The 12,079-nt window shown below is 54.5% G+C and carries 13 protein-coding genes; 3 read left to right on the forward strand and 10 right to left on the reverse strand.

Annotated features, from left to right (window positions below):
* Positions 1-354 precede the first annotated feature (354 nt).
* Positions 355-1,080: a hypothetical protein gene (locus tag PMI25_RS17310; protein WP_045122088.1), complete on the forward strand. Its 726-nt coding sequence runs from the start codon at positions 355-357 to the stop codon at positions 1,078-1,080.
* A 93-nt stretch (positions 1,081-1,173) separates the two neighbouring features.
* Complete coding sequence (locus PMI25_RS17315) at positions 1,174-1,917, forward strand: hypothetical protein (RefSeq protein WP_007964949.1); 744 nt, start codon at positions 1,174-1,176, stop codon at positions 1,915-1,917.
* A gap of 96 nt (positions 1,918-2,013) precedes the next feature.
* Here PMI25_RS17315 and PMI25_RS17320 read toward each other — a convergent pair whose 3' ends face one another.
* Both PMI25_RS17320 and PMI25_RS17325 read right to left on the reverse strand, forming a co-directional pair.
* Complete coding sequence (locus PMI25_RS17320; RefSeq protein WP_007964951.1) at positions 2,014-2,520, reverse strand: lysis system i-spanin subunit Rz; 507 nt, start codon at positions 2,518-2,520, stop codon at positions 2,014-2,016.
* Positions 2,520-2,942, reverse strand: a complete 423-nt coding sequence (locus tag PMI25_RS17325) for a cell wall hydrolase (protein ID WP_007964953.1) — start codon at positions 2,940-2,942, stop codon at positions 2,520-2,522. The genes PMI25_RS17320 and PMI25_RS17325 overlap by 1 nt, the downstream gene beginning before the upstream one ends.
* A 42-nt stretch (positions 2,943-2,984) precedes the next feature.
* Here PMI25_RS17325 and PMI25_RS17330 point away from each other — a divergent pair, with 42 nt between their 5' ends.
* Positions 2,985-4,118 (forward strand): acyltransferase family protein, encoded by a 1,134-nt coding sequence (locus tag PMI25_RS17330; protein WP_081755217.1) that lies wholly within the window; start codon positions 2,985-2,987, stop codon positions 4,116-4,118.
* A gap of 6 nt (positions 4,119-4,124) precedes the next feature.
* Here the strand turns inward: PMI25_RS17330 and PMI25_RS17335 are convergent, their stop codons facing one another.
* The 8 genes from PMI25_RS17335 to PMI25_RS17370 all read right to left on the reverse strand — a co-directional run bounded on the left by PMI25_RS17335 (position 4,125) and on the right by PMI25_RS17370 (position 12,030).
* A complete protein-coding gene (locus PMI25_RS17335) occupies positions 4,125-4,475 on the reverse strand; it encodes a tail fiber assembly protein (protein WP_007964958.1) in 351 nt (116 codons plus the stop codon).
* Between the two features lie 3 nt (positions 4,476-4,478).
* Positions 4,479-5,621 carry a hypothetical protein gene (locus PMI25_RS29510; RefSeq protein WP_007964960.1) on the reverse strand — a complete coding sequence of 381 codons (1,143 nt, stop codon included), beginning with the start codon at positions 5,619-5,621 and terminating at the stop codon, positions 4,479-4,481.
* Positions 5,622-5,675: 54 nt separating this feature from the next.
* Entirely contained in the window at positions 5,676-6,401 is a 726-nt protein-coding gene (locus PMI25_RS27725) for a hypothetical protein (protein WP_007964963.1), read from the reverse strand.
* A 9-nt stretch (positions 6,402-6,410) separates the two neighbouring features.
* Positions 6,411-6,707, reverse strand: coding sequence for a hypothetical protein (locus tag PMI25_RS17350; RefSeq protein WP_007964965.1), 297 nt, complete (start codon positions 6,705-6,707; stop codon positions 6,411-6,413).
* Positions 6,707-10,312, reverse strand: a complete 3,606-nt coding sequence (gpJ, locus tag PMI25_RS17355) for a TipJ family phage tail tip protein (protein WP_007964967.1) — start codon at positions 10,310-10,312, stop codon at positions 6,707-6,709. The genes PMI25_RS17350 and gpJ overlap by 1 nt, the downstream gene beginning before the upstream one ends.
* A gap of 391 nt (positions 10,313-10,703) precedes the next feature.
* Entirely contained in the window at positions 10,704-11,300 is a 597-nt protein-coding gene (locus PMI25_RS17360; protein WP_007964970.1) for a tail assembly protein, read from the reverse strand.
* Positions 11,301-11,356: 56 nt separating this feature from the next.
* Positions 11,357-11,701 carry a hypothetical protein gene (locus PMI25_RS17365; RefSeq protein WP_007964971.1) on the reverse strand — a complete coding sequence of 115 codons (345 nt, stop codon included), beginning with the start codon at positions 11,699-11,701 and terminating at the stop codon, positions 11,357-11,359.
* A 2-nt stretch (positions 11,702-11,703) separates the two neighbouring features.
* Positions 11,704-12,030 (reverse strand): hypothetical protein, encoded by a 327-nt coding sequence (locus PMI25_RS17370; protein WP_007964974.1) that lies wholly within the window; start codon positions 12,028-12,030, stop codon positions 11,704-11,706.
* Between the last annotated feature and the right edge of the window lie 49 nt (positions 12,031-12,079).

The raw sequence follows: 12,079 nt of genomic DNA on the forward strand, positions 1-12,079 counted from the left end.
GAAAAAAGATACTGTAAACGTCGTGCGCTACGTTCAGTTGCTGGTCGTTCTTGTAGTACCAGGACACAGCCCACGCAACTTCGCACGCCACCATGTCAAGGTGACTTCGGAATTAACGTACCTACTGATATAAAAGGAAAACACACCACAAACCTCATGGTAAAAAATCGCCATTACTACTTATAAGAATCAACAACTTAGCGCTGTATTTTCCTACAGTGTTTCGCCCCTCCCCCGGCGTTCTGCCGACCGTAACCAGTCCAAATTCCTACAGCTCGTCGCCTCACCCTCGCTCGCTCGTCACGCCTCGATTACTGTACATACATACAGCATTTGTACAGCGAATCTCCCTCCATGAATTTCGACCAAGCCAAATCCCTTCGGCTCCAGCAATGGCGCGCGACTCTCGACGACCAGGACTTTCGCATGCAAAACCCCGAGGGGCACCGGGAAACTCTCCATGATATGGCTGCGGCGCTGCATTCAGAGGGACTGATCGATCAGCTTGAGCGCTTCGACATGAACGAGATGGCAAACGCCGCCTACTGGCACGCCGTGGAGGAGCTGCAGAACTCGCCGGGACATTACCGCGGAGCATCGACCTATGACGTCGTGCAGGTCGACAACGGGAAATTGCTGGGTACGATCAGCCGGTCGATCTTCAACTTCAAAAGTGGCGAACCACGCGGCGCCTCTTTTCCTTACGACGGCAAGGTTTACTCTGACGCGGACGGGATACGGCTGACCTTGGGGCTTTCCCGAAAGATTGGGAAAATCTCTGGCTTGGTGCTGGAAATGAATGGGTGCCGGTACCAACTGATCGAGACCGAACGGGCGATTGCAGGGGTCTCCCGCCCCCCACTTTCCGATGCAGACGCTTATCGGGCACTCGTAGATACGGCGCAGGTCTCCCAGGAGGAGCGAGATCTGCGCACATTTGAAAGGGTTCGACCTCATATCGAGTCGGCAGCCTTCTGCATTTGTCCAGCCTGTCTCGATTGCTTTGGTGCGCGTGATGACTGCACGGCCTGCGCCGGAAAAGGTTTCGTGAAAAAGCCACTGCCCAATGGGCTACGCTGAAAACCATAAGCGAATCAAGGTAATGTGACCGATTATATCAACGATATAACACCTGTTATAGGCAGCCCAAAACAACGATCATCAGGATAAAAAATGGAACCACTAAAACGCACGGATCTGGAAATAAACAAAACCAAACAGCATGACAGCAATCGTTTAATCGTTTCTTTTCTCAGAGAAGGACGGCCATGCCCCTCAATAGAACTAACTAGCAAATCTGCGCGAAAAGCTGCAGAACATCAACTTATAACAAAGGACTTAGAACATGCCATTTCGTCTATCGAGTTCGCACTATCTTTGTACGCGGAGCAACAACCTGAAGATAACAATATCGTAAAATACGACAAGAACAATATTGACCACCTAATAAAGCATAACTTTATATTGTCGAGCATAATCACCTATGGAAAATGCTTTGCCACAGCCAAAGGCAGAAACGCAAGACTACCGGAACAAAAACTTAGAAAAATCATTGGCGACGATCTTTTTGCATTTCACGAGCAAATACTAAATCTGAGAAACAACTGGGTCGCCCATTGCGGAAAATCTCAAATGGAAACAGCAAAAACAATATTTATAACCGACCCACTCAGAGAAAAAGCACCAAACTATATCTGCCACACATCGTTTGCAGCTGAAATATCTTTTGAAGATCTTATAATTTTTTGCGAACTATGCAAAACAGTACTTAAACTAAATATCTCACTTCAAAATGAAGCTATATCTGCACTAAATTGCGAGCTTCAAAAAACACATATGCACGAACTCCTGAAGTCCGCAAAAACAGAGTTCATCTACCACAACGAACAACTTCTGGATGCGAAAAAAAACAACTGACTCCAAGCTAATGCCCCCCCACCGATCTAAAGCTTGAGCTTCAGCTCATATCCGCTGTTGACATCAATCCCACTGCACTTGGAGTAGGAGTATAGGTCAGAATCTTAGGGCACCGACGTAGTCTTGACACGCCTTGAGCGCGATCAATCCTCGGTCGCCGGTATCGGTGATGGCGATAATTCGTTGAGCATGCGCTGGGTCAAGTCGGGCTCGTACGGCTGCATGATCCAAGCCGCCGGCGCCGGCGGTGGCTGACACCCCACAGCCTTTGGCAGCGTCGGTTGCGTCGAGAAGGACTGACAGCCGCAGATCAGAAGTGGCAAGGCGATCGCGCAGGCGATCTTGGTTCTTTTGAGCATCGGTCATTTTCTCGAAGTGGATTTGCTCGCTGTCCGCCAGCCGCTGCTCGAGCGCCAGACGTTTGTCCTGCTCAGCCTGCTGTGCAGTGGCCGCGGCCTGGGTCAGTTGATTGAGCGTTTCGGCGTGCTGCTGGGATTGCTCGGCCAACTGCTTGCCGTAGCGCCAGTCCTGAAACTGCCAGGCGCAGCCGGCGCTGATCAGCACCAGCGCCAGCGCGCCCACCGCTTTCCACGGCACGACCATCACGGCACATCCCTGAAGAACACATGCCCGCCAAGCTTTAAGGTCTGCTTCGCCTTCGCCGACCAAGCCGGCGCCTTGATGCTGGTGGCGTAGTAATGCGTGGCGCCCCCGGTGGGATCCGGCACCTTGCCGTCGATCACCTGGTCAGCCGCAATACGGCACTGCGCCAGCTCGCGGAACGTGATCTGCTTCACGCCGATCAGGAACTGATAGTTCGGGTCGGTCTTGTTCCAGCAGCTGAACTGGTACGGCTTCTGACACACGCCAGCGTACCCCTCACCCCACCACGAATTGGTCTTCCCATCAAAGACACGGTTGCGGATCGTCCAGGCCACGGCGATCTGGCCGGCCGTCCCTTTTCCGCGAGCCTCACCCCACAGTGTGCGGGCGAGGATGTCACGATCTTTTTCGGTTATAGGCATCACTTTTCTCCGGGCAAAAAAATACCCGCTCAGTGGCGGGTAATGAATACGGCTTATGGCCATTGTTTTTTATGGCTGAGGCGCAAACCTAACGATACAATTCGCCGATTAAAATACGGCTTGGATGCGAAAATGCTTGGGATCTACCGATTTGGACTAGCCGCGCTAGTGGTTATCGCGCACCTGACTGAAGGTCGCCTATTCTTCGAACATTGGGGTATTTTTGCGGTATTCGGATTCTATTTGATCTCCGGATACCTAATGACCATTGTCCTAAATGAAGCGTACTCTTTCAACTTACCATCATTTGCGAAAAATCGGTTCCTCCGACTTTTTCCCATATATTACGTTGCAGCAATAATAACGATTATTGCAATGGTCGTGATTCCTGGGGCTAAGGAATACCATAACGCTTGGACATTTACAGGCAGAGCCATAGACGTAGTAGGCAACCTATTCATTTTCCCATTCGAGTTTTATGACGCTTCCTTCAGGTTGATCCCGCCAGCTTGGTCGGTAGGCGTGGAGCTAATAAACTATTTCATACTGTGGCTGTTTGTTGCCAGAAGCAAAAAACTGGCAGTTATCACAGTAATCGCGACGCTGATCTATCATGCTGCTACTTTTGCCATGGATATGGATTGGACAAAACGCTATTTCCCGTTCTATGCGGCGCTTTTACCGTTCTCAATGGGAGCTTGCATTTATTTCTTCAAAGACTTCGCAAACAAAATGACTCCCACCCTGCTCCACACGATTGCTAGCGCATCTGTTCTGATCGGGGCGGCGAACCTTCTCGCCTGCGGGTTATTCTCTGGCCTCGCCTTCAAGAGCTTCAACCTGTTTTTCTATGTAAACCTAATTTGCATGGCAAGTTTTATTTACTGCGTCGCGAACTCCAGCCTACAAAAGACTTTCAAGCGCTCAGGAAAAATGCTTGGTGACCTTGCATACCCGATGTTCCTGCTGCACCGAGTCGTCGGTTTCATAATGAGCTATCTGGTGTTGGATGGGCAGCGTCGAGGACTGAGCCTCGTTGCTGTATCCATCATCCCAATACTGCTTCTTTCCTACGGCCTGGCTTGGTCAGCAAACAAATGGTTGGAGCCGGTGAGGAATGTCATTAGGCGCCAAGCAAAAACAGCCAATCCAGCAGCATCCGCTGAGGCGGTATAGCCTTCCCTAGGCTAAACCAACCTCAGGTAGCGGTGGCCAGTCAGGCGTAACTGGCCACCCTACACGCTCAGGGGTTTTCCCCAGTGCGCTACGGTACTTCTTCCAGGCTTTCAATTTGGCCTGGTTCTCATCGCTAATTTCTTCTATGTCGAAATCATCCTGCAATGGCTGTATTACATCGCTCGCCACCGTCATACGAGCAGAAAGAAGGCTACGACTTTCGCGTTCAGCATCAAGCTTTGCAAGATTTTCAATCAACCATTGAGGGATTTCCTCGACAAAAGTCTCACCGTCTAGAATCCCGCGACTTTCTGTATAAGGCGCCCAAGAAGTCTCAGTTATAACAAACCCTTCCATACTCTATCTCTCCGCACTATAACCAAGGATGTCAAAGTTTGCGCTTCCACCTGACGATACAAAGAAGAAAAGAAAGCTCAGATTTACCAATGGAATTCGCAGAACCTGCCTTGTTGAGCTATCGATACCCCTGATCAGAAAGTACTGAAACTCGGCATCAGTAATCCAGAGTGTTGGCCCGCCGGTGCCCGCTGTTGCGTTGTGACAGTTTACAATGGCGCTCTTGGCAATTGGAGGAACGATAGATATTAGATATACAGAATACGGAACAGTTGATGAGTTGCCCGCAACAATTCGATAGGGGGCCGCATTCAGTATGTTCCTGTATTCCATTACGTCGCCATTCTGCACCATCTTTAAGAAGCTTCCACCCGAGCCGCTACGGATGCAAAAAAGAAATCTCCGTGTCGGATCACCTGACTTCTGCCTTGCAGCTCCGCCAGTATATGCATCCGCTATTGTTGTGCTTAATTCGAGAGCTGGCGTTCCAGAATTACTGTAAAGATACAAATAATAGAACGTGTCAGAAGCCAAGCTACCGGCAGTGATGCTCAAATTCAAAGTGTTATTAACCTCTAACGTTTTTGCGAGCCCCGGTATATATGCTGCGCCTGGCGATATGCTGATCTGCGTGCCGGACACCCAGGTGAAATTCAGCCCCTCGATGTAGCCTTTCGACACGCCCCCTTGTGCGACCGTGAGAGCCTTGGTTACGGCATTGAGTTCGGTGATGTCGTTGTTGACGCCACTCTTCGCTGCTCCCAGCCCAGTGCGCGCTGTGGCTTGGTCAGTTCCACCCGTCCCGCCTTTATCAACCGGCAGAGTTTCGTAGTTGCCGGTCGTGCCGAGCGCGGAAAGCTTCGCACCCCACTGACGATTGATATCGCTGAACGCGTCTGCAAGTGCCTTGGGATAACCCTGCACCGGCATGATGGCGTAGGCAGCGCCACTGGCTGTTACACCCTTATAAGCTGGAATAATCGAAATGACAGTCGCGCTGGCGACGTTGCCAATCTCATAGGTCGCACCGTCAGGGCCGACAAAGGCATCACCGTTTTTTGCATTCGCAGCAAAATCTGCATTCGTGCCGACAACGGTCGCTGATCCATTGGTGACGGCAACCGTCCCACCTCTAAGCCAAGGCATGGAAGTATCCTAATTCTGGTCGATAAAAAACCCGCACTTGGCGGGCTTGGGTTCTCATAACGGACGCACGGGTCGTGCAGCGAAAGTAGTTCTGCCGTTTTTGGCAGTGCCGCCCTCCGAGCTCACCATGGCTCCCACATAGCCGTTTAGCGTGGAGCGAACGCCCGCATGAAAACCACATGGTGTCTGTAGCGTTGTATTGCCGTTGTAAATTTTCCCGCCGAGTAACGTGGACGCTAAAAAATAGTCATCGAAAGACCCCGTCCACGGCATCTGGCATCCGCTCCAGTAGATCCCAGAGACCTCGCCGCCACGATTATCGAGCGACCAGCCTTCGTTGATGGGTAGCCCGGTCATCATCAGAAGGTTGTCCGCACCGACAAAGATTTGTTCACCCGCAGCGTTGCGCAAGCGCAGGTCGTATTCGTTAGGCGCCGAAGTCGAACGGAACGTTGCGACCAACCATCGTCCACTGCAGTCGGAGCTATTGAACGGCGACATCAGATGCAACCTGAAATAGAAACCCGTCCAGTTCCCCGGACCTCCCATTTGAACCAACGAGTGGTACATGCCTTGGTTGTAGGGGTTCAGGAAAACGTGCGGTGCTTCAAGGGTAGTTATCGGTGCGGGGTAAGTGATGACAGCTTGTGTGATTGTTACTGGAGCTGCCGCTGGTTTTCCGATCGTATAGGTGCCAGATGCCGCCACGTTCAGCACTCTGTTCTTACTATCGACCTGGAAGAAGTTCTGGCCATTGCGCGACCTGAAACCGTAGTCCATGCCCTCCTCCTATTGGTAGGTCAGGATAAAGACGTTGAGCACCATCCCTTGCCCGCGCCGAACCCTGAGCTGCCCCGTCGACCAGAATACGGCCGGCAGGTTCGCCGATTCATTGGTGGGGTCGGGCAGCGTAACGCACACAAATGACTGCGCAGTGATCTCCGGCATGTTGATGAAGCTGGTGAAGTCACTGGTGATAGGTGGCACGGTAATTTGCTTCGTTACGACTGAGCGAACTGTCATCGTCGATGTGTCCAGCGTCACCAGACCTGCTGCGTTCCTTGTCCTTGCGCCGTAGTAATCCATCACGTCATCTTCCCGAGAGCCGCGCGCTCGATATAGTTCAAGTCATACACATAGATGCCGTTGTTGTTCAGGAGCGTGTACCCGGTGCTGGACTGGCCGCGCAGCGTGAACGTTCCGGCCGGAATGTTGATTTCCAGCAGTGGAAGCCCCTGATTGTTCAGCGCCGCAGAGCGCAGCGTCATGCCAAGCACCAACTCCTTGATGAATGCCTGGCTGATGATCGCCGTGTTCATGAACACCTGTCCGCCCTGGACAACGAACGGTGCAATCATCTGGCCGCTGACCTCGTCCAAAATCGCGAAGCGCTGGGCGAACGCGAGAATCTGCGATTCCTGCTCCTGCCCTTCGACGCCGATGGCCAGCCCCGCCATCACCGTTCGCCCGCCCACCGTAGTAGACGTCTTGATGGTGGTGAGCGCGGACACCTTGCCGTTAAGACCGGAAACAGCCGTACTGGCAAATTCAGCTTTTGCCGTAGCTCCATTGGCGGTTGCAGTTACCGTATCGATTTTTCGGGCTGTGGCTTCCTTGTCAGTAGCGACAACAGACTCGAGCGAGGATAGATTCGCAGCGTTCTTCCCTACCGCAGCGTCAATGGAGGTAAAGCGCGTAGCAGACGCGCGCTTTTCCTCTGCGATCACCTTCTCATTTGTCACGATGTTGGCTGTATTCTGATACGCCTTGAGCGCCTCGCTCATTGCCCCAGTACCGTCATCCTCCCTCCAGGCCGCTTGTAGAGCCTGCATCGTTGAGGCTTGTGCAGTGACCTTGCCGTCGATGGTTTCAATTTGCGTGGAGTGCTGCTGAATTTGCAGGGCCATCGCATTGGTGGTTTCGGCGATCGTCCCCATGTCGTACCAGAAGTCGGCATTCGGAGGAGCAGTGCCGATTGGCACCGCCGTCACCGCCGAGAACAATCGCCCATCAAGCCGGACCACCTCGCCTTTGCTGTACGGCTTGGTCGGGTCATACACCATGGCGTCGGTGATTTGGCTGATCAGGTCTTGCAGTTCCTGCTTGGCCTGCTCAAGTCGCTCATTGACCGAGTCTTCACCGTCACCAGAAATCTTCCCGATTTCCTCAAGCAGCTTTTGGCCGAGCGCAGACTCCTGGATTTTGCCGAGGAAGTATTGCTCGTATTCGGACTGATCGATGCTTACCTGCCCGTTGACTCCATTCACCGCCGGAAACCAAGGGCCGACGTTGCCGATGCGATCCACCAGCCGGCCCCAGAAGAACAGGCTGGTACCCGGCACGACGTTCTGCATTTCGTGATTCGATTGCGGGTAGGCGAAATCCGCCAACTTCACAGCGGTAGCCAGATCGTTGACCTTGTTGTTCCAAATCTCGGTACGCTGGGTGTCTTCCGCACCAGGTGGGAAACCCCACTCCAGTCCAATGCCGTAGACCTTGCTGATCGTTTTGAGATACGCCAGCGCCGGTGGCAACCCCTGCTTCCCGCTGAGGTTGGTCAGGATCGAGTTGCGCCAGATCGACGAGATGTCGAAGGCGCTCACCGCGCGGACGCGAGCCAAGTAAGCGCCAGCATAAATGCCGACCACGTCGGCGTTAGTCATCCCGGTGCGCTGTAGCTTGATCCAGTTGCCGCTGTCCTTGCGCCATTCGACGTCGTAGCCGACCGCGCCATCCACGGCGGGCCAGCTGATGGTCATGGTGGCCACGGCCAAACCCTGTACCACAGACGAAGTCGACGTGAGGGACGCACTCGCCGGCGCCGGAACCACGGTGATCGGAATCACGCTGATCGGCCGTTCTTCCAAGCGAGCACCGGTGTCGATGTGTGCGAACTTGCTCGGCTCGAACTGCAGCGCGCTGATCTCGAAGTCGCCCTCGGGGGTGCGCTTGGTACGCAGCACGCGGTATAGCGGAATTGCCAGGTCGTCAGCGTCGAGCGCCCATTGCAACTGCGCCACCGGTGGCTCGCTGTAAGCAACGGTCACGGTTACGGCGCGGCCGTTGACGCTCTGCACAGTACGCCCTTCGGCGCGGCCGCCCGGCAGGTTGATGATCAACCGATCACCGGCTTTGGCCTGGGTATCGCGATCAAGCGTGACCACGCGGCCAGCCGCTGACGAGATCCGCCCGCCGACTTCTCGGCCCGCCAGCAACGAGTCAGCCACCGGGATAATGTGGCCAGGCAGCGGAATCACGCCCTCCATACCAGTCTTGAACGACACGGTGCGGTCTTGGTTGTTGCTCAAGATCGCCCACTTGCCGCGGCGCTGGGCCTCGGAGGCGCGGGTGCAGCCAATGGCGCTCAGCTCGGTCGGCCGGTCGCCATACCGGCGCTGCAGATCCAGATCCGCGAACGGGATGACGTCGGTGTCGTAGTTGTTCGCCGGGTTGTCGTAACTGACCAGCGCCCGGGTGTACCTGGTCTTCGCCGAGGCGCTGCCATACGAGAATTTGCCGTCGATCACGTTGGCCCGGGTGAAGACATAGTCGAAGTCCTGCGCGCGCGGCATGTCGGCCTGCATCACCAACTGGCCTTGCGCCCAGTAGGTCATGCCCCGATAAACTGCCGAGATATCGCGCAGCAGCGACCAGGCGTCGGCCTTGCCCTGCAGGTTCATGTCGCAAAGAAAGCGCGGCTCCTGGCCACCCACGCCATTGGGCACCATCTGGTCGCAATACTGGGCGATCCGATACAGCTCCCACTTGTCGACCATGAACGACTTTATGCGCTTGCCCAGGCCGAAGCGGTCTTCGGTGCAAATGCCGTAGGTGATCCACGCCGGGTTGTTGGTCCAGGCCGATTTCATCGAGCCATCCCACGTCCCGGTGTAGGTGCGCTGAACCGGGTCGTAGTTGCTCGGCACCATCCAGCGCCGGGCCTTGCACTTCATGGTGACCGCCGGGATGTTGGTGAACTGCTCAGCGTCGAACTCGATGTAGAGCAGCGCTGTGTTCGGGTAGCGCAGCTTGGCGTCGATGACTTCGGTATACCCGGCCACCAGCATGGTGTCGGCGACCTTGTTGCTGTTCTGGTTCGGCGTCAGGCGGCGCACTCGGATCTGCCAGCCCGTGGTGGCGGTCGGCAGGTCAATCCGGCGGGAGCGTTCGTAGCGTGTGGTGGTCTTGCCGTCGACAGCATCCACCAGCACCTGCTGATAAGCGCCGCCGTCGGTGGCCACGTCAATGGCGTACTCGATGCGGTAGCCGCCGACATTGCCCTGGTCATCGGAGCGTTGCAGCGCCGGCCACGCCAAACGCATGCGCACGGCGGAAAGCTGGGTGTTGGTGATCGAGCGCACCCACGTCGAATCGCTGCGCAGCTCAATGTTCAGCGAGGTCTCGTTTTCCACGGACGGAATGCCCGGGATGTAGGTCTGATCCACTGAGCCCGGGCGCCAGTCCCACCTCACGTTCGGAAAGTTGTAATTGCCGCTGGCATCGCGGATCGGCGTGTTGTCCAGGTAGATGTCGTAATCGGTCGGGACGCTGTCGAACTCGCCCTCGCCCACGGCGATCAGCAATTTCGCAAGGTTGGTCGAGCGCAGGCTATCGCTGGCTTCGACCGGCGACTTCGGCTTGCTGCTGCCGCCCTTCTCGCCGTGGATCTCGATCTGTTGCGCTGCGCCCATGCTTTCCTCCAGGCATAAAAAAACCGCCTCGGGGGCGGTGGGTTATTTGAAGAGTTGGACTACTTGACCAGAGCTGCGATCAGCTTCGGTGTGTGCCATATAAAACCGGCCACTCCTACGGCGAATGCACAAATGCAGAAAGCGCCAACGGTCGGCCAAAGGCCATATTTCTGGATAGAGGTACTCATAATTCCTACCAATGGTTTAAGATCAGGCAACGTCTGACTCCTTGCTTACTCAAGGGGTGGATGTGAAAAAGCCCCAGCGCGCTGCGAACGCCTGGGGCTTTTGCTTTTGTAGTCATAGTGAGAGGATTTGGCTTTATCTATACTGCAACTTAAGTCTCACACGTGAGACTCAATTCAATAGTTCATATAGTAGGCCAATTGGCCTATACCTTATCCTCCGCCAAAATCGACGCCGAGATGATCATCCCGCCCCACCGGCGTTCGCCGATGCAGATCGGTACCGGGTTGCCGCTTGCCGTGGTGTTCTTGGCGCTGCCAAAGGCATACGACGGGGCATTTTCTGGGGATGCGCTTTGCTTCAGACCTGACGCTTGGGGACTGAGCATTTGAATCACGCCGCCGGCAGTCATTGCCAGACCAGCCGAGAACAGAGATGGACCAGCGCCGCCGGCAAAAAATGATGCGGCAATCAGTACGACGCCGATGATTGTTTGAAGTACGCCAGCTCGCTTGCTTCCTGAAATAACCGGAACAATTCGAATTTCCTGAGCGCCCCCGAGTGCAAAATCTTTTTCGCCCACATTTTTCCGATTTCGGAAAATCGCGAATCGCATACCGCGCCGATCCAGATCCTTGATCGCCCCTTCAAACCCGTCGATTGTGCATTTCAATGCCTGGAATGCTTCGCCGACCGATTTACTGCCAAGCTCTCGGTAATGCACGCGTCCGAATAGCCTTGCCAGCGGGCCAGATAAAAGAATGGTGGTCATTGATGGTTTAGAAATTGCCACGGCCGCCATGGGCTATCTCCTAGCGAAAAAAACCGCCAATTGGCGGTTTTGATGAATTGCTCGGTTTACAGGCACTCGCGAACTGCTGCCTCAAGTGCCGCGCGGCCCCACATTTTTGACCACGGCAACCGCTGGTACAGTGCGACTTTGCTGCCTGTTCCAGCGCTGGAAACTTCAAGCACCTCATCGGTCATCATGTCAGTGGCAACAACCAGCCGGTAGCCGTTCTCTGTCTCAGACATGGTCGAAGTGGAGCGCTGCTCCTGCCATTTCGGGAATACGCACAGAGCGTACTTCTTGGCTGATTTACTGGTGGATGCGCTGATGGTCGGATCGTTCTTCTTCACATCTCCGGGCGACGAGCACCCCGCCAACAGCGCTACCGCCAACGCCCCTATCAAAATCCGCATATTTACTCCTTATGGTCTCGTACGCTGAAGGTGAAGAAATAGAACGAAATTTTTTTGTCCTCAATATCCCTTAGCTCGTACCGGATTCTATCCAGACCGCGGTCGATGCGAGTTACGACGAGATCCGTGAATTGGGTTAGTCCGCCGCCGAAGCCGCTTAGATTCAGTGAGCTGACATCATGAAAAACAGCCGTCACACCCTCTGTTTCTGGGTCTTCCGAGGAGGACATAGTGAGGCTGAGGCTGTACTTAAAATCCACCATTTCGAGCTTCATCGCAGCTACGCAATTGTTTTCGAAAAGGAGTTCGTTTAAGCGAGACAGATCCATTTACAGCTCCGATTGCAGATTGGCTGAAGCAGGCAGCGCCAGCGCTCCA

This window comes from Pseudomonas sp. GM30 (assembly GCF_000282275.2).
Taxonomy (GTDB): Bacteria; Pseudomonadota; Gammaproteobacteria; order Pseudomonadales; family Pseudomonadaceae; genus Aquipseudomonas.